This window comes from Stenotrophomonas nitritireducens (assembly GCF_001431425.1).
Lineage (GTDB): Bacteria > Pseudomonadota > Gammaproteobacteria > Xanthomonadales > Xanthomonadaceae > Stenotrophomonas > Stenotrophomonas nitritireducens.
The window spans coordinates 1-26508 of record NZ_LDJG01000033.1 but is presented as its reverse complement, the minus strand read 5'-3'; the positions used below and the strand labels follow the sequence as shown (position 1 = coordinate 26508).

The 26508-nt window shown below is 69.9% G+C and carries 27 protein-coding genes; all 27 read left to right on the top strand.

All coding sequences use genetic code 11. The annotated features are described in order from the left end of the window. Positions 1–9 precede the first annotated feature (9 nt). Complete coding sequence (locus tag ABB22_RS16475) at positions 10–642, top strand: response regulator (RefSeq protein ID WP_055770273.1); 633 nt, start codon at positions 10–12, stop codon at positions 640–642. A gap of 270 nt (positions 643–912) precedes the next feature. Further along, entirely contained in the window at positions 913–2319 is a 1407-nt protein-coding gene (gene rpoN / locus ABB22_RS16470) for an RNA polymerase factor sigma-54 (RefSeq protein ID WP_055769027.1), read from the top strand. A gap of 13 nt (positions 2320–2332) precedes the next feature. Next, positions 2333–2716 (top strand): response regulator, encoded by a 384-nt coding sequence (locus tag ABB22_RS16465; protein ID WP_055769024.1) that lies wholly within the window; start codon positions 2333–2335, stop codon positions 2714–2716. After that, on the top strand, positions 2709–4178 hold the full coding sequence (locus ABB22_RS16460) for a sigma-54 dependent transcriptional regulator (RefSeq protein ID WP_055769022.1): 1470 nt from the start codon (positions 2709–2711) through the stop codon (positions 4176–4178). Before ABB22_RS16465 ends, ABB22_RS16460 begins: the two co-directional genes overlap by 8 nt. A gap of 233 nt (positions 4179–4411) precedes the next feature. Continuing rightward, positions 4412–4774 carry a flagellar hook-basal body complex protein FliE gene (gene fliE, locus ABB22_RS16455; protein ID WP_055769019.1) on the top strand — a complete coding sequence of 121 codons (363 nt, stop codon included), beginning with the start codon at positions 4412–4414 and terminating at the stop codon, positions 4772–4774. 13 nt (positions 4775–4787) lie between these two features. Next, positions 4788–6428 carry a flagellar basal-body MS-ring/collar protein FliF gene (fliF, locus tag ABB22_RS16450; RefSeq protein WP_055769016.1) on the top strand — a complete coding sequence of 547 codons (1641 nt, stop codon included), beginning with the start codon at positions 4788–4790 and terminating at the stop codon, positions 6426–6428. Between the two features lie 13 nt (positions 6429–6441). Next, entirely contained in the window at positions 6442–7428 is a 987-nt protein-coding gene (gene fliG / locus ABB22_RS16445) for a flagellar motor switch protein FliG (RefSeq protein ID WP_055769013.1), read from the top strand. Then, positions 7425–8072, top strand: a complete 648-nt coding sequence (locus tag ABB22_RS16440; protein WP_055769011.1) for a FliH/SctL family protein — start codon at positions 7425–7427, stop codon at positions 8070–8072. The genes fliG and ABB22_RS16440 overlap by 4 nt, the downstream gene beginning before the upstream one ends. Further along, entirely contained in the window at positions 8069–9478 is a 1410-nt protein-coding gene (locus ABB22_RS16435; protein ID WP_055769008.1) for a FliI/YscN family ATPase, read from the top strand. The genes ABB22_RS16440 and ABB22_RS16435 overlap by 4 nt, the downstream gene beginning before the upstream one ends. Next, a complete protein-coding gene (gene fliJ / locus ABB22_RS16430; RefSeq protein WP_055769005.1) occupies positions 9475–9927 on the top strand; it encodes a flagellar export protein FliJ in 453 nt (150 codons plus the stop codon). Before ABB22_RS16435 ends, fliJ begins: the two co-directional genes overlap by 4 nt. Then, positions 9924–11048, top strand: coding sequence for a flagellar hook-length control protein FliK (locus tag ABB22_RS16425; RefSeq protein WP_055769002.1), 1125 nt, complete (start codon positions 9924–9926; stop codon positions 11046–11048). The genes fliJ and ABB22_RS16425 overlap by 4 nt, the downstream gene beginning before the upstream one ends. Before the next feature lie 366 nt (positions 11049–11414). Continuing rightward, on the top strand, positions 11415–11948 hold the full coding sequence (locus ABB22_RS16420) for a flagellar basal body-associated FliL family protein (protein WP_055768997.1): 534 nt from the start codon (positions 11415–11417) through the stop codon (positions 11946–11948). Between the two features lie 10 nt (positions 11949–11958). After that, entirely contained in the window at positions 11959–12975 is a 1017-nt protein-coding gene (gene fliM, locus ABB22_RS16415; protein ID WP_055768994.1) for a flagellar motor switch protein FliM, read from the top strand. Next, a complete protein-coding gene (fliN, locus tag ABB22_RS16410) occupies positions 12968–13321 on the top strand; it encodes a flagellar motor switch protein FliN (protein WP_055768990.1) in 354 nt (117 codons plus the stop codon). Before fliM ends, fliN begins: the two co-directional genes overlap by 8 nt. After that, positions 13318–13758 (top strand): flagellar biosynthetic protein FliO, encoded by a 441-nt coding sequence (fliO, locus tag ABB22_RS16405; RefSeq protein WP_200911368.1) that lies wholly within the window; start codon positions 13318–13320, stop codon positions 13756–13758. Before fliN ends, fliO begins: the two co-directional genes overlap by 4 nt. Positions 13759–13760: 2 nt before the next feature. Beyond that, on the top strand, positions 13761–14543 hold the full coding sequence (gene fliP / locus ABB22_RS16400) for a flagellar type III secretion system pore protein FliP (RefSeq protein ID WP_055768987.1): 783 nt from the start codon (positions 13761–13763) through the stop codon (positions 14541–14543). A gap of 117 nt (positions 14544–14660) precedes the next feature. Beyond that, a complete protein-coding gene (locus tag ABB22_RS16395) occupies positions 14661–14930 on the top strand; it encodes a flagellar biosynthetic protein FliQ (protein WP_055768984.1) in 270 nt (89 codons plus the stop codon). A gap of 8 nt (positions 14931–14938) precedes the next feature. Next, positions 14939–15730, top strand: coding sequence for a flagellar biosynthetic protein FliR (fliR, locus tag ABB22_RS16390; RefSeq protein ID WP_055768979.1), 792 nt, complete (start codon positions 14939–14941; stop codon positions 15728–15730). 170 nt (positions 15731–15900) lie between these two features. Beyond that, complete coding sequence (locus ABB22_RS16385; protein WP_055768976.1) at positions 15901–17973, top strand: putative bifunctional diguanylate cyclase/phosphodiesterase; 2073 nt, start codon at positions 15901–15903, stop codon at positions 17971–17973. Between the two features lie 80 nt (positions 17974–18053). Further along, positions 18054–19184, top strand: a complete 1131-nt coding sequence (gene flhB / locus ABB22_RS16380) for a flagellar biosynthesis protein FlhB (RefSeq protein WP_055768973.1) — start codon at positions 18054–18056, stop codon at positions 19182–19184. Further along, positions 19181–21289, top strand: coding sequence for a flagellar biosynthesis protein FlhA (flhA, locus tag ABB22_RS16375; protein ID WP_055768970.1), 2109 nt, complete (start codon positions 19181–19183; stop codon positions 21287–21289). The genes flhB and flhA overlap by 4 nt, the downstream gene beginning before the upstream one ends. Before the next feature lie 160 nt (positions 21290–21449). After that, positions 21450–23153, top strand: a complete 1704-nt coding sequence (gene flhF / locus ABB22_RS16370; RefSeq protein WP_055768967.1) for a flagellar biosynthesis GTPase FlhF — start codon at positions 21450–21452, stop codon at positions 23151–23153. Then, entirely contained in the window at positions 23140–24024 is an 885-nt protein-coding gene (locus ABB22_RS16365; RefSeq protein WP_055768965.1) for a MinD/ParA family protein, read from the top strand. Before flhF ends, ABB22_RS16365 begins: the two co-directional genes overlap by 14 nt. After that, on the top strand, positions 24021–24773 hold the full coding sequence (locus ABB22_RS16360; RefSeq protein ID WP_055768962.1) for an RNA polymerase sigma factor FliA: 753 nt from the start codon (positions 24021–24023) through the stop codon (positions 24771–24773). The genes ABB22_RS16365 and ABB22_RS16360 overlap by 4 nt, the downstream gene beginning before the upstream one ends. A 13-nt stretch (positions 24774–24786) precedes the next feature. After that, entirely contained in the window at positions 24787–25179 is a 393-nt protein-coding gene (gene cheY, locus ABB22_RS16355) for a chemotaxis response regulator CheY (RefSeq protein WP_055768958.1), read from the top strand. Next, the gene (locus ABB22_RS16350; RefSeq protein ID WP_055768954.1) at positions 25179–25805 is read left to right on the top strand and encodes a protein phosphatase CheZ; all 627 of its coding nucleotides are present in this window, start codon (positions 25179–25181) and stop codon (positions 25803–25805) included. The genes cheY and ABB22_RS16350 overlap by 1 nt, the downstream gene beginning before the upstream one ends. Before the next feature lie 4 nt (positions 25806–25809). Further along, positions 25810–26508: Hpt domain-containing protein (locus ABB22_RS16345; protein WP_211264519.1), on the top strand; the 699-nt coding region annotated here is incomplete at its 3' end.

Sequence of the window (26508 nt, the reverse complement as noted above, 5' to 3'; positions counted from 1 at the left end):
CCCGTTACCGTGCGTGTCCTGATTGTCGATGACCATACGCTGGTCCGTGCCGGACTGTGCCGCCTGCTGCAGACGTTCGGCGGCGTGCTGGTGACCGGCGAGGCCAGCAACGCGGAACAGGCGCTGGAACTGGCCGTGCAGCAGCATCCGGACGTGGTGCTGATGGACCTTTCCCTGCCCGGCCGCAGCGGCCTGGAGGCTTTGTCCGACATCCGTCGCAAGGTGCCGCAGGCGCGCGTGGTGATGATGTCCATGCACGACGACACCGCGCATGTGCGCGACGCACTGGACCGCGGGGCGGTGGGCTTCGTGGTCAAGGACGCCGCGCCGCAGGAGCTGGAAATCGCCCTGCGTGCGGCCCACTCCGGGCAGGTGTTCCTCAGCCCGCAGATCTCCGCGCGCATGCTCGCGCCCATGCTCGGGCGCGAACGCCCCACCGGCATCGCCGCGCTGTCGCCGCGCCAGCGGCAGATCCTGCGCCAGCTCGGCAATGGCCAGACCACCAAGGAAATCGCCGCGGAACTGGGGATCAGCGTCAAGACGGTGGAAACCCACCGCGCGCGCATGATGGAAGCCCTGGGCTGCCGCCGCGCCAACGACCTGCTTCTGCTTGCGGTACGCCACCAGCAGGAGCTTGCCTGAGCGCGCAGGGCGGCCCTTCGCTCTCAGGAACCGTGTCACAGATTCGGAAATCCGTCGCGTGCGGCGTCAGAATTCCGTAAGTCATTGATGGGCAAATCCCCGCCCCGACTGTGGCGACGGATTAATGGCGCAAAGTAAGGAAAATCCCTACATGGCGTAGGGATAAACCCATGTGCATGAGGGTTTTTTCCTATTCATTCCCTGACACCCCCTACGCAAGATGCGTTCCATAACGGTCGCTTCACATGGCGCCCCCGGGGATCAGACGAAATGAAGACCACGCTCGCCACCCAGCTCGGCCAGCAGCTCCACCTCACGCCCGCCCTGCTGCAATCCATCCGCCTGCTGCAGCTCAACGGCATGCAGCTGGAGCAGGAGATCCGCCAGGCGCTGGAGAACAACCCGCTGCTCGAACTCGAGGAAGAAGCCACTCCCGCGGCGGACGCTTCCGGCGGCGATGCGCAGGCGGAGACGGCGGCGTTCGACGAGCTCCCGGAGAGCTCGATGTGGGACGTGGCTGGCGCCAGCTGGAACGACGCCGAGGAAGACCGCACCGCGCGGCTGGCCATGGGCGAATCCAGCGACCCGCACCTGCGCATCCTGCAGGCGTTGGCTCTGGACCTGGACGAGGGCGACCTGTCCATCGCCGCCTTCTGGCTGGAGCACTGCGACGACGCCGGCTACCTGCAGGCGCCGCTGCCGCAGCTGACCCTGCTCGCCAGTGCCCGCTTCGACCGCGACGGCGCGCACGTGGAAAGCATCCGCCAGCGCCTGCTGCAGGGCGAGCCGGCCGGCATGGCCGCCCGCGACCTGCGCGAATGCCTGCAGGTGCAGCTGGCCGCCCTGCCCGGCGCCGTGCCCGCCCGGCACCTGGCGGCAAGGCTGCTGGGTGAGGACCTGCAGTTGCTCGCCAGCCATGACTATGCGGCGATCGCCCGGCAGCTGGATGCCGAGCAGGCCGACGTGCTGGAGGCGATCCGCCTCATTCTGTCGCTGCAGCCCCGCCCCGCCGACACCCTGCAGCCGCAGGAAGAATCGGCGGTCATCCCGGAAGTGGTGGCCTGGCGCGCGGACGGCCAGTGGCGGGTGGCGCTGAACCCGGCCACGGCGCCGCGGGTGACCCTCAACCCCACCTACGAACGCGCCCTGGCCGCCACCGAGGGCAGCGCCGCCCAGCCCATGCGCGAGATGCTGCAGGAAGCGCGCTGGTTCACCCGCGGCCTGTCCATGCGCTACGACACCCTGCTGCGCACCGCGCGGGTCATCGTCGAGCGCCAGGCCGCGTTCCTGGCCGAGGGCGAGGAGGCCATGGCGCCGCTGACCCTGAAGGAAGTGGCCGACGCCATCGGCATGCACGAGTCCACCGTCTCGCGCATCACCTCCGGCAAATACATGCAGACCCCGCGCGGCACGTTCGAACTGAAGCATTTCTTCGCCGTGCGCCTGGACGGGGCCAGCATTTCCGGACAGGCGGTCAAGGCCATGGTGCGGCGCCTGATCGAATCCGAGCCGGCGGCGCGGCCGCTGGCCGACGAGGCCATCGCCGTGCTGCTGTCGCGTCAGGGCGTCAACATCGCCCGCCGTACGGTGGCCAAGTACCGCGAACAGCTGGACATCGCCCCCGCACGCGAGCGGAAGCGGCACAATGCGCGTCCGTTGCTGGCCCGCGCAGGCTGATCCGAGGAATTCCATGAGCAAGCTCACCGTTCTGCTGGTCGACGACCACGAAGGCTTCATCAACGCGGCCATGCGCCATTTCCGCAAGGTCGACTGGCTGGAGATCGTCGGCAGCGCGGCCAACGGCCTGGAGGCCATCGAGCGCTCCGAGGCGCTGCGCCCGCGGGTGGTGCTGATGGACCTGGCGATGCCGGAGATGGGCGGCCTGCAGGCCACGCGCCTGATCAAGACCCAGGACGAGCCCCCCTACATCGTGATCGCCAGCCATTTCGACGATGCCGAGCACCGCGAGCACGCCCAGCGTGCCGGCGCGGATAATTTCGTCAGCAAGCTGTCCTATATCCAGGAAGTCATGCCGATCCTGGATAGCGTCCGGCAGGAAGAGGGCCATGAGTGAATCGCGCATCCTCGTGATCGACAGCGAGGGCGTCCGTGCCGAGCGCACGGTGGCGCTGCTGGAGTTCATGGATCTGAACCCGCGCTGGGTCACCGACGTGGGCGACATCGACATCGCCCGCCACCGGGTCAACGACTGGATGGCGCTGGTGGTGGGCACCATCGAGGATCCGGCGCGCGCCGAGCCGTTCTTCCACTGGCTGGCCGGCACCGGCATGCCGCCGCCGGTGCTGCTGGCCGAGGGCGACCCGCTGGCCTTCGCGCGCCACCATGGCCTGCACGAAGCCAACGTCTGGCCGCTCGAACAACCCATGCGCCACGCGCAGATGGAAGCGCTGCTGCGCCGCGCCAGCCTCAAGCGGCTGGATGCCGAGCATCATGCCGGTGGCAATGAGGACGACGGCCCCACCGGCGCCAGCCCGGCGGTGACCGAGCTGCGCCAGCTGATCGAACAGGTGGCCGGTTTCGACACCACCGTGCTGGTGCTGGGCGAATCGGGTACCGGCAAGGAAGTGGTCTCGCGCGCCATCCACCAGCGCTCGCCGCGCCGCGACGGCCCGTTCGTGGCCATCAACTGCGGCGCGATCCCGCCGGACCTGTTGGAAAGCGAACTGTTCGGCCACGAGAAAGGCGCCTTCACCGGTGCGCTGAGCGCACGCAAGGGCCGTTTCGAGATGGCCGAAGGCGGCACCCTGCTGCTGGACGAGATCGGCGACATGAGCCTGCCGATGCAGGTCAAGCTGCTGCGCGTGCTGCAGGAGCGCAGCTTCGAGCGCGTCGGCGGCAACCAGACCATCCGCTGCAACGTGCGGGTGATCGCCGCGACCCACCGCAACCTGGAAACGCGCATCGCCGAAGGCGGGTTCCGCGAGGACCTGTTCTATCGCCTGAACGTATTTCCCATCGAGGTGCCGGCGCTGCGCGAACGCATCGCCGACATTCCGGCGCTGGTGGAAACCATCGCCGCGCAGCTGGCGCGCACCGGCCGCGGCGAAGTCCGCTTCGCCGCCGAAGCGCTGCAGGCGCTGGCCGCCTACCGCTGGCCGGGCAACGTGCGCGAGCTGACCAACCTGGTCGAGCGTCTGGCGGTGCTGCATCCGGGCGGGCTGGTGCGGGTCCAGGACCTGCCCGCGCGCTACCGCAGCGAGGCGGTGCCGGCGCCGGCCGTTGCGCTGGACGATGAGCGGCCGCTGGCCAGCCTGTCCGCCGTCGCGCCGTCAGCCCCGCGGCTGCCAGCCGCCGCCACCGCGACGTCCGTGCCGGCGCATCTGCCCGATGACGGCCTGGACCTGCGCGACCACATGGCCGGCATCGAACTGAAACTGATCAACGAGGCGCTGGAGCGCACCCAGGGCGTGGTCGCCCACGCCGCGCAGCTGCTCGGCCTGCGCCGCACCACCTTGGTGGAGAAGCTGCGCAAGTACGGGATCGAGCGGGAACCGAGCGACGCCGGCAGCAACTGAGCCTGACAGGGCCCGATCCCGCTCCGGCGGACGCGGGCCCTGCCGGTGCCGTCGCGCGGGCCGGACCGGAAGGATTCGAGACGAGCCCGCGGACGCCGGCGGGTAATTGGCGCGATGGCAATCGCGGGCGCAACCGCCCCCGCAGGCGCATGAAAGCGGCGGAAATCCGTCAGCCGCTTCCGGCACGGAGCTTGCAGATGAACGGGCAGCAACCCCTGTCTGGAAACGTGTCGATGTCCCACTCCGTCAATTCCATCCTTTCCCAGATCCGCAGCTACCAGACCCAGGTGAGCCAGCCGTTGCCGGCCGCCGACGTCGCGCGCAGCAACGCCATCGAGGGACTGGCCGGAATCCGGCCCGCCAGCGCGCCGGCCCCCAGCTTCACCGACACGCTGCAGGGCGCCCTGGCCGACGTCAACCGCAGCCAGCAGGTTTCCGGCGCCCTGGCCGCCGCCTTCGAGCGCGGCGATTCCGGCGCCGACCTGGCCAAGGTCATGATCGCCTCCCAGCAGTCCCAGCTGGCGTTCCGCGCCACCGTGGAAGTCCGCAACCGTCTCGTCCAGGCTTACCAGGACGTGATGAACATGCCGCTGTAAGGAACCGGTCGCCATGGCACTCGCGCTGTCCAAGGATTCACTCAATTCGGAAAAGGCCGGCGTCTGGTTCGACCGGCTGCAGAGCCTGCAGATCACCCGGCGGCTGGGCCTGATGGCGATGATCGCCATCGCGGTGGCGGCCGGCCTGTTCGTGTTCTTCTGGGCGCAGAAGACGCCGATGGCGCCGCTCTACACCGGCCTGGACCAGAAGGCGACCGCCGAGGCCACCGACCTGCTGCGCGCCGCGCAGATTCCCTTCGAGCTGGACGCGGCCACCGGCGCGATCAGCGTGCCGGAGAAGAACATCCACGACGCCCGCCTCAAGCTGGCCGGCTCCGGCCTGGCCGACAACGGCCGGCTCGGCTTCGAGCTGATGGAGCGCGACCCTGGCTTCGGCGTCAGCCAGTTCATGGAGAACGCCCGCTACCAGCACGCGCTGGAAACCGAACTGGTGCGCACCATCAGCACCCTGCGCCCGGTGCGCGACGCGCGCGTGCACCTGGCCATTCCCAAGCCCAGCGCCTTCACCCGCCAGCGCGATGTCGCCAGCGCCTCGGTGGTGCTGGAACTGCGTTCGGGCCAGCAGCTGGAGCGCAACCAGGTCGATGCGATCGTGCACATGGTCGCTTCCAGCATTCCGGACCTGGCGCCGGAGCGGGTCACGGTGGTCGACCAGAGCGGACGCATGCTGACCATCTCCGACCCGAACAGCGAAGCGGCGATGAACGCGGCGCAGTTCGACCAGGTGCGCCGTCTGGAGACTTCCTACAACCAGCGCATCCGCGAGCTGCTCGAGCCGATGACCGGCCCGGGCCGGGTCAATCCGGAAGTCAGCGTGGACATGGATTTCTCCATCACCGAGGAAGCGCGCGAGCTGTACAACGGCGAGCCGCAGAAGGTGCGCAGCGAGCAGATCAGCGAGAACACCACCAGCACCCAGGGCCCGCAGGGCGTCCCGGGGGCGGCCAGCAACACCCCGCCCGGCCCGCAGGCCGCACCGGTCACCGCCGCCACGCCGACCGAAAGCAGCAAGAACGCCACCCGCAACTACGAGCTGGACCGCACACTGCAACACACCCGGCAGCCGGCCGGACGCGTCAAGCGGGTGTCGGTGGCGGTGCTGGTCGACCACGTGCCGCGCACCGGCAGCAACGGCAAGACCAGCGACCAGGCGCTCAGCGCCGCCGAACTGACCCGTGTCGAAGCGCTGGTGAAGCAGGCGGTGGGTTTCGATACCGCACGCGGCGACACGGTGTCGGTGATGAATGCGCCCTTCGTGCGCGAGACGCTGCCGGTGGAACAGCCCAAGTGGTGGGAGAACCCGCAGGTGCGCGACGGCCTGCGCCTGGTGCTCGGCGCCATCGTGGTGCTGGCCCTGCTGTTCGGCGTGCTGCGCCCGGCGCTGCGCCAGATCGCCGGCCCGCCCAAGTCCCTGCCCGGCCCGGGCCAGGACCCGCTCAGGGCCGATGTGCACCTGGTCGAGGACGAAGGCCTGCCGGGCCTGCCGAACGATCACCTCAAGCTGGGCGGCGCCGCGCCGCTGGCGCTGCCGCTTGACGCCTACGAGGAACGCCTGCGCATGGCGCGCGAAGCGGTCAGGGCCGATTCCAAGCGCGTGGCCCAGGTGGTGAAGGGATGGGTGGCCAATGACTGAGTCCATTGCCGCGATGACCGGCGTGCAGCGCGCCGCCGTGCTGCTGCTGTCGCTGGGCGAATCCGACGCTGCCGAGGTGCTGCGCCACATGGAGCCCAAGGAGGTGCAGAAGATCGGCATCGCCATGGCCACCCTGACCGACGTCAGCCGCGAACAGGTGCAGCTGGTCATGGACGAGTTCGGCAACGAGCTGGGCAACAAGACCTCGCTCAGCGTCGGCTCGGACGACTACATCCGCAACATGCTGGTGCAGGCCCTTGGCAACGAGAAGGCCAACAACCTGATCGACCGCATCCTGCTGGGCCGCAACACCACCGGCCTGGATACGCTGAAGTGGATGGATCCGCGCGCGGTTGCCGACCTGGTGCGCAACGAGCATCCGCAGATCATCGCCATCGTCATGTCGCACCTGGAGAACGACCAGGCCGCCGACGCGCTGAAGCTGCTGCCCGAGCGCACCCGGGTGGACGTGCTGCTGCGCATCGCCACACTCGACGGCATTCCGCCCAACGCGCTGAACGAACTCAACGAGATCATGGAGCGCCAGTTCGCCGGCAACCAGAACCTGAAGTCGTCCAACATCGGCGGCGTGCAGTGCGCGGCCAACATCCTCAACTTCATGGACGGCGGCCAGGACCAGGCCATTCTCAGTTCGATCGCGCAGGTCGATGCGCCGCTGGGCAGCCGCATCCAGGACCTGATGTTCGTGTTCGACGACCTGGTGGACCTGGACGACCGCGAGATGCAGCTGGTACTGCGCGAGGTCAGCGGCGAACGCCTGGGCCTGGCCCTGCGCGGCGCGGACATCAAGGTGCGCGACAAGATCACCCGCAACATGTCCCAGCGCGCCGCCGAGATCCTGCTGGAGGACATGGAAGCGCGCGGCCCGGTCAAGCTGTCCGACGTGGAGACCGCGCAGCGCGAGATCCTGGCCATCGTCAAGCGCATGGCCGATGAAGGCACGGTCACCATCGGCGGCAACGCGGAGACCATGCTGTGAGCCCGGTCGTGCGCTGGACGGCCCCTGATCTCGGCGCCCTGCCGGGCTCGTCGCGCGAGGCGCCGGAGGCCAGCCCGGCCGGTGCCGCGGGAATGCCCGCCGAGCCCATGCCGCAGCCGCCGACCCTGGAGGAAATCCAGGCCATCCAGGACGCCGCCTACAGGGAAGGGCTGGAACAGGGACAGGCCGAAGGGCATGCCGAGGGCCTGGCCCAGGGCCAGGCCGAAGTGCGCCGGCTGGTCGCGCAGATCGAGGGCATCGTGGACAACTTCAGCCGCCCGCTGCTGCGCCTGGAAGGCGAAGTGGTGGCCGCGCTGGGCGAACTGGCGGTGCGCGTGGCCGGGCAACTGCTCGGCCGTGCCTATGAAGCCGAGCCGGCGTTGCTGCAGGAACTGGTCGTCGAGGCGCTGGACGCCGTCGGCGGCAGCAGCCGCGACGTGGAAGTGCGCCTGCATCCGGACGACATCGCCGCGCTGGCGCCGCTGCTGAAGCTGGCCCCCGGCCAGCGCCTGAGCCCGGACCCGGGCCTGAGCCGCGGCGACCTGCGCGTGCATGCCGAGAGCGTGCGCATCGATGGCACGCTCGACGCGCGCCTGCGCGCGGCCCTGTCCACGGTGATGCGCAAGGCCGGAGCCACGCAATGAATCCTGCGGTCGCCGATACCCCGCTGCCCGACAGCCCGCCCCCGGCCCGCGCCGGTTGGGCGGCCGCGCGCAACCTGCGCCTGGCCGCACGGCTGGATGCCATCGACATCGAACCGGGCCACGGCCGCGGCCTGATCCGCGAGGGCGTGCTGCGCCGTGCGGTCGGGCTGACCCTGGAAGCGGTCGGCTGCGAAGCGCCGATGGGCGCTACCTGCAAGGTCGAGGTCGACGGCGGCTGGGTCGATGCCGAAGTGGTCGGTTTTGCCGGCGAACGCACCTACCTGATGCCCAGCGCCGAACTGCATGGCCTGTTGCCGAACGCGCGCGTGGTGCCTTCGTACCGGCGCGGCGGCGTCGAGGTCGGCGAAGGCCTGCTCGGCCGCGTCATCGACAGCGACGGCGTGCCGCTGGACGGCAAGGGGCCGATCCGCGCCGAAGGCAGTGCCGGCATGGCCGGCGTGTCGATCAACCCGCTGGCCCGCGAACCCATCACCCAGCCGCTGGACGTGGGTGTGCGCGCGATCAACGCGCTGCTGCCGATCGGCCGCGGCCAGCGCGTGGGCCTGTTCGCCGGCTCCGGCGTCGGCAAATCGACGCTGCTCGGCATGATGACCCGCTTCACTTCGGCCGACGTCATTGTCGTGGGCCTGATCGGCGAACGCGGCCGCGAAGTGCGCGACTTCGTCGAGACCACCCTGGGCGAGGAAGGCCTGCGCCGCGCCGTGGTCGTCGCCGCCCCGGCCGACCGCCCGCCGCTGGCGCGCCTGCACGGTGCCTACCGCGCCACCGCCATCGCCGAGTGGTTCCGCGACCAGGGCCTGAACGTATTGCTGCTGATGGATTCGCTGACCCGCTTCGCCCAGGCGCAGCGCGAGATCGGCCTGTCCGTCGGCGAACCGCCGACCACCCGCGGCTACCCGCCCAGCGTGTTCGCCAAGCTGCCGGCGCTGGTCGAGCGCGCCGGCAACGGCGCCAAGGGACGCGGTTCGATCACCGCCTTCTATACCGTGCTCACCGAAGGCGACGATCCGCAGGACCCGATCGCCGACGCGGCCCGGGCCATCCTCGACGGCCACATCCTGCTCTCGCGGCGGGTCGCCGATTCGGGCCTGTACCCGGCCATCGACGTGGAATCCTCGGTCAGCCGCGTGGTCCAGGACATCGCCGACGACGCCTGGCGCCTGCGTATCCGCAAGCTCAAGCGGCTGGTGGCGGCGTATTCTGCAAACCGCGACCTGATCGCCATCGGCGCCTACCAGCGCGGCAACGACCCGGCCACCGACGAAGCGCTGGAGCGCTGGCCGGAAATCCTCGAATTCCTCGGCCAGGACGTCAGCCTGGCCGCCGACCTACCCCACAGCCTTGCCGCGTTGAAACGCCTGGTCGAAAGCGAGAACGTCCCATGAAGCAATCCCGTCGCCTGGACCCCCTGCTGCGCCGTGCGCAGGATCACGAAGACGAGGTCGCCCGCGCCCTGGCCGAACGCCAGCAGGCGCTGGACATGCACCTCTCGCGCCTGGAGGAGCTGCGCCGCTACGCCGACGAATACGCCGGCGCGCAGATGGCCGCCACCAGCCCGTCGCAGCTGATGAACCGGCGCGCCTTCCTCGACCGCCTGGACAGCGCCGTAGAGCAGCAGAGCCAGACCGTGGACCGCAACCGCGAGCGGGTCGATGCCGAACGCGCGCGGCTGCTGCTGGCCAGCCGCGACAAGCAGGTGCTGGAACAGCTGGCCGCCAGCTACCGCGCGCAGGAACAGAAAGTCGAAGACCGCCGCGACCAGCGCGAGATGGACGACCTCGGCGCCCGGCGCGCCCGCCAGGCCCAGCTGTCGGGCGAGGACGGCGCCCCATGACGCCGCTCTCCCTCGGCGCCGGCGCGCCCGCCAGCCAGACGGCGGGCACTGGCGGCCCGGCTCCCGGCGGCAACGGCGCCGGCAAGCAGTCCGGCGGTTTCGACACGCTGCTGCAGGCCTCGCCGCAGCCGGCACCGCGTGCCAAGAGCGGCGCGAAACCATCGCCGGAACCGCAGGGCCAGCGCCGCGACGATTCCACCGCCGCCTCGCCCAGGCCCGCGGACGCCCCGGATACCGCCGGTGAATCCACTGCCAGCGGCGCCGCGAAACCAGCGCCGCCGGCCGCCGCCGACAGCCGGCAGGACGAGGCCGATCCGGGCGATTTGCCCTGGCCGCCGCCCGGGCTCTCCGGGCTGCTGCCCGTCGCCGCGCCGGAGCCTGCGGCGGTTGGACCGGCGCCGCCGGTTGCCGACGCCAGCGGCGATCCGCCGGCGCCAGCGGTTTCCCTGCCGGGTACTCCCCTGCCCATCGCGGCGGCAATCCCGCAGGCATCGGCGGCTGCGCCGGCCGCTGCCGCCCCCGAGCTCGCCGCCGATGCGATGGCGCAGCTGGCGACTCTGGAAACCGTGGCCCTGCCACGATCCGGCGTCGAGAATTCCCTGCCGGCAACGGACCCGTCGGCAGGCGCGGCGCTGTTCGGCCCGCTGCTGCAGAACCTGGCGGCCGTGGCCGATGCCCGGCCGGCAGCGCCCTTCCCGCCGGCGCTGGCCGCGCCGGTGGACATGCAGGCCGCGGATCTGGACGAGGCCATCGGCGCGCGCGTCGGCTGGCTGGCCGACCAGAAGATCGGCCATGCGCATATCCGCGTAACCCCGAACGACCTGGGGCCGGTGGAAGTGAAGCTGCAGCTGGACGGCGACCGCATCCACGCCACTTTCTCCAGTTCGCATGCCGAGGTCCGCCAGGCGCTGGAGAACGGCCTGCCCAGGCTGCGCGAAATGCTCGGGGAACAGGGGCTGCAGCTGGCGCAGGCCGATGTCGGCCACCGCCAATCCGACTCTGGCTCTTCCAGCGGCACCGCCGCCGCCAACGCGGGCGTGGATGCCGACGACGACGCGTCGATGCCGGCCACCGACGTGCGCACCCTGCAGCTGCGCGGTCTGCTCGACGCCTACGCTTGAAAGCTGGAACGCGGGGAGCAGCCGCCAGCGAAAGCTGAAGTCGGCGCTCCCGGACTTTCGTGGGAGCAGGCCGTGCTTGCCCCTGGACCTCGCGCAGGCGGCGAGTCCGCCGGTTGAACCGGCTGCCGCCAAAGCCCGGCCCCTGCCGCCGCATGGGCCGGGATCACACGGCCGCGACATCGGGGCAGGTGCCAGCCCGCGCACAGGCCTGGCAGCGCCCGGCTTCCACCCTCCGGTTTTCGCCGGTTTCCGGTTTCCGCCCGCTGCGTTTCCGCCACGCAGCCCGTCAACTTCCCGTCGTGGGCATTGACCGCGCCGCGGCACGCGTATTGCATATCCGGGGACAGCAACCCTGAGGAGCACAACGTGGCAGCCGCCGCCGACAAATCCCGCAAGCCAGACACATCCAAGGACAAGGACAAGGAAACCGCCGGCAAGCCGCGCCGTTCGCTGATGGCGACCGTCCTGGTCGCGGTCGTCGCCGCCGCTGGCGTCGGTGGCGCGGTCTGGTATTTCACCCAGGGCCAGGCCGACGCGGCGCCGGCCAAGGCCAAGGTCGCCAAGGCGGCGACGCCGGCTCCTGCCCAGTACTTCGCGCTCGATCCGGCCTTCGTTGTCAATCTCAACGGCAGCGTGGATGGTCCGCGCTACCTGCAGGTCGAAGTGCAGCTGATGACCCGCGACCCGGAAGCGCTGCCGGCCCTGCAGACCCATGCACCGGCGATCCGCGCCAAGCTGCTGATGCTGTTCTCCCAGGTCGAGCCTGAGCAGATCGCCGATCGCGCCGGCAAGGAGCGCCTGCAGGCGTCGGCGCTGGCCGAAGTGCAGAAGCTGATGACCGCCGAGACCGGCAAGAAGGCCGCCGACGACCTGCTGTTCACCAGCTTCGTCACCCAGTAAGGCGACGCCGATGAGCATCAACGACCTGCTGTCCCAGGATGAAATCGACGCCCTGCTGCATGGCGTCGATTCCGGAGCGGTGGACACCGTCGAACCCGAGCTGCCGCCTGGCGAGGCGCGTCCCTACGACTTCGCCAGCCAGGACCGGATCATCCGCGGGCGCATGCCCACGCTGGAGATGGTCAACGAGCGCTTCGTGCGCCTGTGGCGCATCGGTCTGTTCAACCTGATCCGGCGTTCGGCCGAGATCTCGGTGCGCGGCATCGAGCTGATCAAGTTCGGCGACTACCTGCATTCGCTGTACGTGCCGACCAACCTCAACTTGGTGCGCTTCAAGCCGCTGCGCGGCACCGGCCTGATTGTGTTCGAGCCCACCCTGGTGTTCGCGGTGGTGGACAACTTCTTCGGCGGCGACGGCCGCTACCACACCCGCATCGAGGGCCGCGAGTTCACCGCCACCGAGATGCGCGTGATCCAGCTGATGCTCAAACAGGCCTTCACCGACCTGCGCGAGGCCTGGAGCCCGGTGATGAACGTCGATTTCGACTACATCAACTCCGAGATCAACCCGCACTTCGCCAATATCGTCAGCCCGCGCGAATACGTGGTGGTGTGCCGTTTCCATGTCGAACTGGAGAGCGGCGGCGGCGACATCCACATCACCCTGCCCTATTCGATGCTCGAGCCGATCCGCGAACTGCTCGACGCCGGCATCCAGAGCGACCGCAACGACCGCGACGAGAGCTGGGCCGTCATGCTGCGCGAGCAGCTGGACACCGCCGAGGTCGAGCTGTCCAGCGTGATCGCGCGCCGGCGCATGAGCCTGCGCGAGCTCAGTCGCCTGAAGGTCGGCGACATCCTGCCCATCGACATGCTGAAGGAAGTGCCGCTGTGCGTCGAAGGCATCCCGGTGTTCACCGGCGAATTCGGCATCGCCCACGACCGCAACGCCATCAAGATCACCGCTACCCATCCGCCGGGCCGGGGCCCCCGCCCGGCCGCGTCCCAGGAAAACCCCAATGACTGAGAACGACTCCAACGAAACCGCCACCGCGTCGGCCGCCGCGCCGGCGCAGTTCGTCAACCTGCAGGCCGACGGCGATGGCGGCGCGGACCTCAACCTGGACGTGATCCTGGACGTGCCGGTGACCTTGTCGCTGGAAGTCGGCCGCGCGCGCGTGCCGATCCGCAACCTGCTGCAGCTCAACCAGGGCTCGGTGGTGGAACTGGAACGCGGCGCCGGCGAGTCGCTGGACGTGTTCGTCAACGGCACCCTGATCGCGCATGGCGAAGTGGTGGTCATCAACGACCGCTTCGGCGTGCGCCTGACCGACGTGGTCAGCCCCAGCGAGCGCATCCGGAGACTGCGTTGAGCCTGGCGCTGTCCGCGGCCGTGGCCGTGGCCGCCGCCGCCGTCGCCGGCAGCGTCCCGGGTCACGTACCGTCCGCGCCGGTCGGCCAGCACGCCGCCGCGGCGCCGGGCATGTTCGGCGCGGTGCTGGCGCTGCTGATGGTGCTGGCGCTGATCGTCGGCCTGGGCTGGCTGCTCAAGCGGCTGCCCGGCAGCGGCTTCCGCCAGGCCGAGGGGCTGAAGCTCGTGGCCAGCCTCAATGTCGGCGCCAAGGAGCGCGTGGTGGTGGTCGAGGTCAACGGCCGGCAACTGCTGCTGGGCGTCACCGCCGGCGGCATCGCCACCCTGCACGAGTTGCCCGAACCGCTGCCGGCCGCACCGCCGGCCACGCTTCCGAACCTCAAACACCTTCCGAATTTCGCGCAGCTGCTGCAACAGAAGCTGCGCAAGGACGCCTGAGCATGCCGCTGCAACGCTTCCATTCCCGCTTCTGCTGGCAGCTGGCGATCCTGTTCGCCCTGCTGGCCCTGCCGCTGTTCGCCTGGGCGGCCCCCGCCGCGCCGTCGTTGCCGGCCCTGCCCGACGTGAACGTAGGCAGGATCGGCGGCGCCCCGGTCAGCCTGCCGCTGCAGACCCTGCTGCTGATGACGGCGATCACCCTGCTGCCGTCGATGTTGCTGGTGCTGACCGCCTTCACCCGCATCATCATCGTGCTGGGCCTGCTGCGCCAGGCGATGGGTACCGGGCAGACGCCCTCCAACCAGGTGCTGCTCGGCCTGTCCCTGTTCCTGACCGCGATGATCATGATGCCGGTCTGGGACAAGGCCTGGTCCACCGGCATGGCGCCCTACCTGGACGGGCAGATCGACTTCCAGACCGCGTGGACGCTGACCACCCAGCCGCTGCGCGCCTTCATGCTGGCGCAGGTGCGCGAGACCGACCTGATGACCTTCGCCGGCCTGGCCGGCCACGGTTCCTATGCCGGCCCGGACGCCATCCCGTTCCCGGTGCTGGTGGCCTCCTTCGTCACCAGCGAGTTGAAGACCGCGTTCGAGATCGGCTTCCTGATCTTCATTCCGTTCGTGATCATCGACCTGGTGGTGTCCAGCGTGCTGATGTCGATGGGCATGATGATGCTCTCGCCGATGCTGATCTCCGCGCCGTTCAAGATCCTGCTGTTCGTGCTGGTGGATGGCTGGGTGCTGGTGGTCGGCACGCTGGCGGCCAGTTTCAACGCGGTGTAGCCCGCCCCGCCTTGCGTATTCGCCCGGAGCCGCGGCCTGTCCGCGGCTTCGCCATTGCTGGCGCGCGCGGCGGAATCCCGGCGCGCTGTTGGCACTGCCCTTGCATTGCAGGTCCGCATGAGTCCCGAACTTGCCCTGACCGAACTGCGCGGTGGCCTGGTCACCACCCTCTGGATCGCCGGTCCGCTGCTGGTCACCGTGCTGGTGGTCGGCGTGGTGATCGGCATCATCCAGGCCGCCACCCAGCTCAACGAGCCGACCATCGCCTTCGTCGCCAAGGCCGCGGCGCTGACCGCGGCGCTGTTCGCGCTGGGCAGCCTGCTGCTCGGCAACCTGGTGGAATTCACCACCCTGCTGTTCCAGCGCATTCCGCACCTGATCGGCTAGACGACGGCATGGATCCTGTCACCGGCATGATGATCGACGGCCAGCAGGCCTTCGCCATCATCGGCGCCACCCTGTGGGTCATGCTGCGCATCGGCGCGATGCTGATGGCCATGCCGATGGTGGGCACGCGCGCGGTACCGGCGCGGGTGCGGGGGATGCTGGCCGTCGCGCTGTCGGTGGCGCTGGCGCCGGTGCTGCCGCCGGTGCCGGCCTGGAACGGCTTCGACGCGGCCACCGTGCTCACCATCGCCCGCGAACTGGCGGTCGGGGTGACCATCGGTTTCCTGCTGCGCCTGATCCTGGAGGCCGGCGCCATGGCTGGCGAGCTGGTCGCCCAGGGCACCGGCCTGGCCTTCGCGCAGATGAGCGATCCCTTGCGCGGCGGCAGTTCCGGCGTCGTCGGGCAATGGTTCTATCTGCTGTTCGGCCTGCTGTTTTTCGCCAGCAACGGGCACTTGGCGCTGATCTCGCTGCTGGTGGAGAGCTACCGGACCCTGCCGATCGGCACGGCGCTGCCCGATCCGCATGCCATGGCGTCGCTGGTCCCCACCCTGTTCCTGCAGGTGTTCCGCGGCGCCTTGAGCCTTGCCCTGCCGCTTACCGTGGCGATGCTGGCGGTGAACCTGGCCTTCGGCGCGCTGGCCCGCGCGGCGCCGGCGCTGAACCCGATGCAGCTGGGCCTGCCGGTGTCGCTGCTGCTGGGGTTGTTGCTGCTGACCCTGCTGGCTGGGGAAATGGCGCCTCCGGTGCAACGCCTGTTCGACAGCGCGTTCGACGCCGCGCGGCAGGTGACTTCGTGATCCAGGGCACATCCGCGGCGTTCGCCGCGCCCTCCGCGGGACGCTGCTCTTGCTTGCTGCGGACAGGCCCGGGATAGTCGCGGGAACGCGCGCCGGCGGGGAATGGCCGGGCGCACTCGGCAACGCGCCACGCCGGATGCGTGGTGCATGGAATGGGGAGGGAGTGGGCGATGCTTGCAGGAAGCTACAACCCGTTGTTCGTCGTGCTGTCGGTCCTGGTCGCGATCCTGGCCTCGTTCACCGCCCTGGACATGGCCTCGCGCGTATCGGCCTCGCGCCATTCCCGCGCGACGCTCGGCTGGCTGCTGGCCGGCGGCATCGCCATGGGCGCCGGCATCTGGTCGATGCACTTCGTCGGCATGCTCGCCTTCCGCCTGCCGATCCCGCTCGGTTACGACCTCGGGCTCACCGTCGAATCGCTGCTGGTCGCCATCGCCGCCTCGCTGTTCGCGCTGTGGCTGGTCTCGCGCCCCACCCTGCCGCACCTGCGGCTGGCGCTGGGCGCGCTGCTGATGGGCCTGGGCATCGCCTGGATGCACTACGCCGGCATGGCCGCGCTGCGCATGCAGCCGGCCATCGACTACGATCCGCTGCGTTTCGCGCTTTCCATCCTGATCGCGGTGGGCGCCTCGTGGAGCGCGCTCTACATCGCCTTCCGCATGCGCGCGATGGAGCAGGCGCTGCCGCAGCGCCTGGCCGCCGCCGCGGTGATGGGCCTGGCCATCGTCGGCATGCACTACACCGGCATGGCCGCGGCGCGCTTCCAGGCCGATTCGGTCTGCGCCGCGGCGACCAGCGGCGGGATCAGCGTCGAATGGCTGGCGGCCTGCGTGGTGATGCTGACCGTGGCGGTGATGGCGGTGGTGCTGGTCATCTCGCTGTTCGAGCAGCGCATGCAGGCGCGCCTGCTGCACCTGCGCAACTCGACGCTGTCGGCCTCGCTGGACGACGCGCGCAAGGAACTGTTCCATGCCAGCCGCCACGATTCGCTGACCGGCCTGCCCAACCGCCAGCTCTCGCACGACCGCATGGAGCAGCTGCTGCAGCGCTGCAGCCGGGATGACCTGGCCTGCGCGGTGATGACCCTGGACCTGGACGAATTCCGCCACATCAACAGCGCATTCGGCCCGCAGGCCGGCGACGCGGTGATGGTCGACGTGGCCGAGCAGCTGCGCCGGCTGCTGCCGGACGAGGGTCTGGTCGGCCGCCTCGGCGGCGACCAGTACGTGATCGCGCTCCCCTTGGCCGGCGACGCCACCGCCGCACCGCTGGCCGAGCGCATCCTCATCGCGCTCAACGCAGTGCGCGTGGGCGGGCGCGACATGCGCGTCACCGGCAGCCTGGGCGTGGCCCTGTATCCGGCGCATGGCGATTCGACCGCGCAGCTGGTGGTGCATGCCGAGACCGCCACCCGCCACGCCAAGCTGGCCGGCCGCAACACCCATGCGCAGTTCGCCGAATGGATGAGCGTCGATGCCGAGCAGGACCAGCGCCTGCTGGAGGATCTGCACAAGGCCATCGGCACGGCCCAGCTGACCCTGCATTACCAGCCGCGGGTGCGCGCCGACAGCGACCGCGTCAGCGGCGCCGAAGCGCTGATCCGCTGGCGCCACCCCGTGCACGGGCCGGTGCCCAGCGAACGCGTCATCCGCCTGGCCGAACAGAACGGGATGATGGATGTGATCGGCCTGTGGGTGCTGGACGAAGCATGCCGGCAGATCCGCTGCTGGCACGACGCCGGCCACGCCGACTGGCAGGTGTCGGTCAACCTGTCGGGCCTGCAGCTGGATTCGCCGCGCCTGGTCGAGGATGTACGCCAGGTCCTGCAGCGCAACGAGCTGGAGCCCTCGCGCCTGGTGCTCGAAGTCAGCGAAAACGCGGTCACCCGCGATGCCGACGCCGCGGTCGGCATGCTGCGCGCCATCGCCGCGCTGGGCGTGGGCATCTCGATCGACGATTTCGGCACCGGCTTCTCCAGCCTGCTGCAGCTGCGGCGGCTGCCGGCCACCGAGATCAAGATCGACCGTGCTTTCGTGGTGGCGCTGGAAGACAGCGACGAGGACGTGGTGGTGGTCTCGGCCATCGTCGCGCTGGGCCACGCATTGAACATGGAAGTCGTCGCCAAGGGCATCGAGACCTCGGGCCAGCGCACCTATGCCGAGCGCCTGGGCTGTGATCACCTGCAGGGCCACCAGCTGGGGCGCCCGGTCAGCGCGGAGAGCTTCATGCGGTTGTACGGTTGAGGCCGGGAGCGGGTTCCTTGCCACGGCGCCTGGCCCGTTTCTTGCACGGCAGGCGCTGACTCCCGCATCCGCGCCTGGACATGGCCGAGAACGAAGACGGCACCGAAAAAACCGAACAGCCTACCGAAAAGCGACTGCGCGAAGCCCGCGAGAAGGGCGACATTCCGCGCTCGCGCGAACTGGCCACCGCCGCGGTGTTCGGCGCCGGCGTACTCGCCGTATACGCCCTGTCCGGGGTGATCGGCGCCAATACGCGCGCATGGATGCGGGCCGCGCTGACCCCGGATCCGGGGCTGTTCGAGACGCCCGGCGCGCTGTTCGGCCATGCCGGCATGCTGCTGCTCCGGCTGCTGCTGGCGACCTGGCCGCTGCTGCTGGCCTGCCTGCTCGCCAGTTTCGTCTCGCCGCTCCTGATGGGCGGGTTGCGGGTGTCGTCCAAGGCGATGATGCCCGACCTGAACCGCATGAACCCGATGAGCGGGCTCAAGCGCATCTATGGCGCGCAGTCGCTGGCCGAACTGGCCAAGTCGCTGCTGCGGGTGCTGTTCGTCGGCACCGCGGCCGGCCTGTGCATCTGGCACGGCTTCGACGCCCTGCGCGCCCTGCTGCAGTTGCCGCTGGAGCGCGCCGTCCAGGACGGGCTGGGCTTCACCCTGCGCCTGCTGCTGGCCACGGCCGGGGGGATGGCCCTGCTGGCGGCGATCGATGCGCCCTACCAGCGCTGGAACTGGATGCGCAAGCTGAAGATGACCCGCGAGGAACTCAAGCGCGAGATGAAGGAGAGCGAGGGCAGCCCGGAGGTCAAGGGCCGCATCCGGCAGATGCAGATGCAGATGTCGCAGCGACGGATGATGGAGGCGGTGCCCACGGCCGACGTGATCGTGGTCAACCCGACCCACTACGCGGTCGCGCTCAAGTACGAGGCCGGGCGCATGAACGCCCCCACCGTGGTGGCCCGCGGCGTGGACGAAATGGCCCTGCGCATCCGCCAGGTCGCCGACGGCAACCGCGTGGCTATCGTCTCGGCGCCGCCGCTGGCACGCGCCTTGTATAGGGAAAGCCAACTCGGCAAGGAAATCCCCGTGAGACTGTATTCGGCCGTCGCCCAGATCCTGTCCTACGTCTACCAGCTGCGCGCCTGGCGCGGCGGGCCGATGCCGCAGCAGCCGGCCATCGACATCGACGAATTCGGCAAGGGAGCCCGCCCATGAGCGCCCAGCCCATGCCGGCCACCGCGCGCCGCCTGCTGGGCGCGATCCGCCAGGGATTCGGCGCGCCGCTGATCGTGCTGGCGCTGCTGGCGATGGTGGTGGTGCCGCTGGCCGCGCCGGTGCTCGATGCGCTGTTCACCTTCAACATCGCCATCTCGCTGATGGTGCTGCTGGCGGTGGTGTACGTGAAGCGGCCGCTGGACTTCACCATCTTCCCGATCGTGCTGCTGATCACCACCATGCTGCGGCTGGCGCTGAACGTGGCCTCCACCCGCGTCATCCTGCTCAACGGCCAGAACGGCCACGAGGCCGCCGGCAAGGTCATCGCCTCGTTCGGCGAATTCGTGATCGGCGGCAACTACGCGGTGGGCATCGTGGTGTTCGCGATCCTGACCATCATCAACTTCGTGGTCATCACCAAGGGCGCCGGGCGCGTGTCGGAAGTGACCGCGCGCTTCACCCTGGACGCCATGCCCGGCAAGCAGATGGCGATCGATGCCGACCTCAACGCCGGCCTGCTGACGGCCGCGGAAGCCAAGGTCCGGCGCGAGGAAGTGCGCGAGGAAGCCGACTTCTACGGCGCGATGGACGGCTCCAGCAAATTCATCCGCGGCGACGCCATCGCCGGCATCCTGATCCTGTTCATCAACCTGCTCGGCGGCCTGGCGGTGGGCGTGCTGCAGCACGGCATGCCGTTCGGCCAGGCCGCCGCCACCTATACCCTGCTGTCGATCGGCGACGGCCTGGTGGCGCAGCTGCCGGCGCTGCTGGTATCCAGCGCGGTGGCGATGCTGGTCACCCGCGCCTCGCGCTCGCAGGACATGAGCGAGGCGATGATGGGCCAGGTGTTCGGCCAGTACCGCGCCCTGGCGATTGCTGCGGCCATCATCGGCCTGGTCGGCCTGGTGCCGGGCATGCCCAACCTGGCCTTCCTGATCCTGGCCTCGATCCTCGGCTTCCTGGCCTGGAAGCTGTGGAAGCGCGACATGGCCAACGCCGAGAAGCCCGGCGCCGAGGCCGGCGCCGGCGCGCCGGGCGAGATTCCCGGCCTGCTCTCCTCGCAGCCGGCGCCGACCGCCGAACTGAGCTGGGACGAACTGCGCCCGGTCGATCCGCTGGGGCTGGAGGTGGGCTACCGGCTGATCCCGCTGGTGGACACGGCCCAGGGCGGCGAACTGATGGCGCGCATCAAGGGCGTGCGCCGCAAACTCACCCAGGATGTCGGCTTCCTGATCCCGTCGGTGCATATCCGCGACAACCTGGAGCTGCCCGCCACCACCTACCGGGTACTGATCCATGGCGTGCCGGTGGCCAGCGCGGAGATCCATCCCGACCGCGAACTGGCGCTGGACCCGGGCAGCGCGATGGGCCAGCTGGAGGGCATTCCCGGCAAGGATCCGGCCTTCGGCCTGGACGCCACCTGGATCCAGCCGCACCAGCGCGCCCATGCCGAATCGCTGGGCTACACCGTGGTCGATCCGGCCACGGTGATCGCCACCCACCTCTCGCACCTGATCCGCGAGCACGCCCCGGAACTGCTCGGCCACGAGGAAGTGCAGCAGCTGCTGGCCACCCTGGCCAAGAGCGCGCCCAAGCTGGTCGAGGACCTGACCCCGAAGGCGCTGCCGATCTCGGTGGTGGCCCGCGTCCTGCAGAACCTGCTGATCGAGCGCATCCCGATCCGCCAGCTGCGCAAGATCGCCGAGGCGCTGGTGGAGAACGCGCCGCTGGCCCAGGACCCGGCCGCGCTGACCGCTGCCGTGCGCAACGCGCTGGGCCGCTTCATCGTGCAGGAGATCGCCGGCATGTCGCCGGAACTGCCGGTGTTCACCCTGAACCCGCAACTGGAACGGGTCTTGCAGGAATCCACGCAGGGCAACGGTGCCGCACTGGAACCCGGTCTCGCCGAACGTCTCCACCAGAGCCTTGCCGAATGCGTCGGCAAGCAGGAGGCGCGCAACGAGCCGGCCGTGGTGCTGGTACCGGGCCCGGTCCGCGCCGCCCTCGCCCGGATGGTCCGCCACAGCGTCCCCTCGCTGTCGGTGCTGGCCTACAGCGAGGTCCCGGAAGACAAGCGCCTGAAGCTGGTCGGCACGATCAGCTGAGGACAGCCTGGAAACCGGCGGCGCAGGACGACGTCAAAGAACGGACACCTGGCGGGCCACCGCCACAAACGAAGGACGAGGAGCACGCACCGCCATGCACGACACCGCCAACGCCACTGCTCCCGCGTCGCACCCGCACACGAATTCCCGGTACTCCAGCATGAAGATCAAACGTTTCGTCGCCGCCGACATGCGCACCGCCATGAACCTGGTGCGCAAGGAACATGGCCCCGACGCCGTCATCCTGTCCAACCGCCGGATCGAGGAAGGCGTCGAGATCGTGGCGGCCGCCCACTACGACGAGACCGCCGTGCAGCGTGCCCTGGAGGCCGCCCGCCCGGCGCCGCCGGCACCCAAGCCGCGCAGCGCCGCCGAGGCGATCATCGCCGCGGTGACCCGCCGCAGGACTCCGGAGCCGGAACCGGTGGTGGCCACCGCCTCGGCCGTGGCCGCCCTCGCCCGCTCGGCGGTCGGCGCCACCGGCCGTTCCATCGACAGCAGCGTCGAACTGGCCCCGGGCAGCCGCTTTTCCTCGCTGCTCAAGCCGCAGCCCCGGCCCGCCGCCGAACGCCTGCCCGAACTTCCGGAGCAGATCTTCGCGACCTTCCCGGCAGCGCTGGACGACACCCCGGTGGTGCCCGCATTCCGTCCCGAAGGCTTCGCCCCGGTCGAGCCGGCCCCGCCCGCCGCGGCACCGGTCAACCGCGCCCGCTTCGTGATCGATCCGCCGCTGCAGGAGCCGGTCGCTCTGGAACCGGCACCGGCGCCGGCACCGCGGATCGAGCCGCCGATGGCGCCGCCGGCGCCGCTTGAAACGGCGCCGCTCCGCGAGGCGCCGGTCGAGCCGATCCTGCCCGTCGCCCCGGCTGTCGCCGCTACCGTCAATGTTCCGGCGCCCGCTCCTGAAACCGCTGTCGCCGCGCCCGCGCTGAGCGTGGTCGCCACGGCGCCGCGCGACGACCGCCAGCTCGCCGAGCTGCGCCAGGAAGTGGCCGGGATGCGCCAGCTGATCGAGCGCGAGATGAACCGTTTCACCGACGAGCGCCTGCGCGGCAGCCCGGTGCGCGCCAACGCGCTGGACCTGATGGACGAATACGGCTTCGATGCCGGCCTGGCCCGCGACGTGGCGGTGCAGATGCCGGCGGAGACCGATCCGGCGCGCGCCCGCGGGCTGATGCTGGGCCTGATCTCCAAGAAGCTGCCGATCGCCCCGGTCGATCCGATCGAGGCTGGCGGCGTGATCGCGCTGGTCGGTCCGACCGGCGCCGGCAAGACCACCACCATCGCCAAGCTGGCCTCGCGCTTCGCCGAAGCGCATGCGGCCCGCGACGTCGCCCTGGTCACCACCGACACCCAGCGCATCGGCGCGCGCGAACAGCTGTACGGCTTCGGCCGCCAGCTCGGCATCGCCGTGCACGAAGCCAGCAGCGGCACCAACCTCAACCAGCTGCTGGAGCGCCTGGCCGATTACAAGCTGGTGCTGATCGACACCGCCGGGCTGGGCCAGCGCGACCGCGCCCTGACCGCCCAGCTGCAGTGGCTGCGCGCCGCCGGCCAGATCCGTACCCTGCTGGTGCTGCCGGCCAACACCAGTTTCCAGGACATGGACGAGGTGGTGCGCCGCTTCGGCGCGGCCAATCCGCAGGGTCTGGTATTGACCAAGCTGGACGAGACCGGCCGCTTCGGTTCGGCCCTTTCTGTGGCCGTGGATCACCGTTTGCCGATCACATGGGTGACGGATGGGCAGGATGTGCCCGAAGATCTGCACCGGGCCTCGGCGGCCAATCTCGTGCTTCGCCTTGAAGATTTGCGCCGCGCGGCCGATATGCCCTGCAACCCGGAGTTGAACCATGCCGTCGCGTGAGTACGCCAAGCTGACCAATGCCTTCCCGCTGTCGGCCACCCGCCGCCAGCCTGCCGGCCCCGTGCGCACCATCGCGGTGACCGGCGGCAAGGGCGGCGTGGGCAAGACCAACGTCTCGGCCAACCTGGCCGTGGCGCTGGCCGGCATGGGCAAGCGCACGCTGCTGCTGGACGCCGACCTGGGCCTGGCCAACATCGACGTGATCCTCGGCCTGCAGCCCAAGCACACCCTGGCCGACCTGGTCGCCGGGCGCTGCACGCTGGAGGACGTCATCATCGAAGGTCCCGACGGCCTGCTGGTGGTGCCGGCCGCGTCCGGGCGCCGGCACATGGCCGAGCTGCAACCGGCCGAGCACGTCGGCCTGGTCAACGTGTTCTCCGAGCTGGAGCGCGACCTGGACGTGATGATCATCGACACCGCCGCCGGCATCACCGACAGCGTGCTGACCTTCTGCCAGGCCGCGCAGGACACCGTGGTGGTGGTCTGCGACGAGCCGGCATCGATCACCGACGCCTATGCGCTGATCAAGGTGCTCTCGCGCGAGCGCGGGGTGGACCGCATCCAGGTCGTGGCCAACATGGCGCGCGACCCCAACGAAGGCCGCGTGCTGTACGAGAAGCTGGTGCGGGTGTGCGAGAAATTCCTGGCCGACGTTTCGCTCAACTACCTGGGCTGCGTACCGCAGGACGATTGGCTGCGCCTGTCGGTGCAGCGCCAGCAGCCGGTGGTCAAGCTGTACCCGTCGGCGCCGGCCGCGCTGGCGCTGCAGGAAATCGCCCGCCGCACCGCCCGCTGGCAGGCGCCCACCGAGCCGCGCGGCGGCGTCGAGTTCTTCCTTGAGCGCATCATCCAGCGCGGGATGGCCACATGAAGCCCGCCGCTGCCGCCCAATACCGCGAGGTGCAGCGCGCCAGCGCCAACGACTGCATCGCCCGCCATTCGGACCTGGTGCGGCGCATCGCCCATCACCTGGCGGCGCGGCTGCCGGCCAGCGTCGAGATCGACGACCTGATCCAGGCCGGGATGATGGGGCTGATCGAGGCGTCGCGCAGTTACGACGCCGAACAGGGCGCCTCGTTCGAGACCTACGCCTCGATCCGCATCCGCGGCTCGATGATCGACGAGATCCGCCGCGGCGACTGGGTGCCGCGCTCGGTGCACCGCCGCGCCCGCGACGCCGCCGCCACCATCCGCCGCATCGAGCAGGCCACCGGCCGTGCCGCCAGCGCCACCGAGGTGGCCGAAGCGATGGAGATGCCGCTGCCCGAGTACCTGCGGCTGATCGAGGACGCCGCGCGCGGCCAGGTGCTGAGCCTGGAGTCGCGCATCGAGGACCAGGGCGAGCTGGATACCCCGGCCACCGGCGGGCCGACCCCGCAGCAGGTGCTCGAGCGCAGCCAGTTCGGCGAGGAACTGGGCAAGGCCATCGGCCAACTGCCCGAGCGCGAACAAATGGTGCTGTCGCTGTACTACGAGCAGGAACTGAACCTGAAGGAGATCGGCGCGGTGCTCGGGGTGAGCGAGTCGCGGGTCTGCCAGATCCACGGCCAGGCCATGCTGCGCCTGCGCGGCCGGCTGAAGATTTTCGAGGCGGCCGACGCCGGCCTCGTCGAACCATGAAGAGGAACAGCTTTTGAACAAGAACATGCGGATCCTGATCGTCGACGACTTCTCGACCATGCGGCGCATCGTCAAGAACCTGCTGGGCGACCTGGGCTTCACCAACACCGCCGAAGCCGAGGACGGACATGCCGCATTGGCCCTGTTGAACAGCCAGCCGTTCGACTTCGTGGTCACCGACTGGAACATGCCGGTGATGACCGGTATCGAACTGCTCAAGGTGATCCGCGCCGATGCCAAGCTCAAGACGTTGCCGGTGCTGATGGTCACCGCCGAGGCCAAGCGCGAGCAGATCATCGAAGCCGCGCAGAGCGGCGTGAACGGCTACATCATCAAGCCGTTCACCGCGCAGACCCTGGAGGAGAAGCTGGGCAAGATCTTCGAACGGCTGGCGGCGAGCGCCTGATGACGATCATCTCCAGCGGGACCCCGAGCGAGAAATCGGCCCTGGTGCAACGCCTGCAGGATGCGCTGGCGGCGCTGGAAAGCGGCGATGAAACCGGCTGGCGCCGGGAAATCGACGCCCTGGCGGCACTGCGCACGCAGCCGATGATGGCCGGCCTGGGCCGGCTCGCGCGCGAGCTGGGCCAGGCGCTGGGCGAACTGCCTACGATTCCCAGCGATGCCGGCGAGCTGGACGACGCCTGCGCGCGCCTGGACCACGTGGTGGAGATGACCGAGAAGGCCACCCATCGCACCCTGGACCTGGCCGAACAGTGCCGCGAACTGGTCACCGGCCTGCGTGAGGGCAGCCTGCCGGCGGTCGAGCATGAGCAGGCCCTGGACCGCATCCGCCACAACCTCACCGAGATCGCCCTGACCCAGAGCTACCAGGACCTGACCGGGCAGATCATCCGCCGCGTGGTCGGCATCGTGCGCCGCGTGCACGAGGGCTTCGGCGCGCTCGGCCTGCCGCCGCCCGAGGAGGAGGCGCGCGGCAACGGGCTCGCCGGCCCGGCGCTGGAAGGCATCGACCGCCACGCCGTCAGCCAGAACGACGCCGACGACCTGCTTTCCGACCTGGGGCTGTGACGCCATGAGCGCCTTCGCCGACGACATCGCCGCCGACTTCATCCTCGAGGCCCAGGAAATCCTGGACCGCCTCGGCGAACAGCTGGTCGCGCTGGAGCAGTCGCCCCAGGACAACGACCAGCTCAACGCGGTGTTCCGCGGCTTCCATACGCTCAAGGGCGGCGCCGGTTTCCTCGGCATCAACGCGATGGTCGAGTTGTGCCACGCCGCCGAGGAAACCCTGGGCATGGCGCGTTCGGGCAAGGCGGTGCTGCAGGCGCACCACTTCGATGCCGCGCAGCAGTCGCTGGACTGGCTGCAGGCCATGCTCGACGCGGTCTCGGCCGGCACCGACCCGCAGCACGCGCCGCCGGCGCTGATCGCGCTGTTCGACGTCGACGTGGCGCCGGCCGCTCCGGTTCCCGTGGCGGCGGCACCGGTCGCGGCCTCCGGCGGCGACCTCATCACCGAAGACGAATTCGAGGACCTGCTCGACCAGCTGCATGGCGGCGGCGCGCCAGGCGCCAAGCCGGTGGCGGCCGTCGGAGCGCCCGAGGCCGGCAGCGACCTGATCAGCGAGGACGAGTTCGAAGCCCTGCTCGACCAGCTGCATGGCGCCGCAGCCCCCGGTGCCATGCCCGTCGTGGCCTCCGCCAAGCCCGCCGCGGCATGCAAGGGCGGCGACGATCTCATCACCGAGGACGAGTTCGAAGCCCTGCTCGAC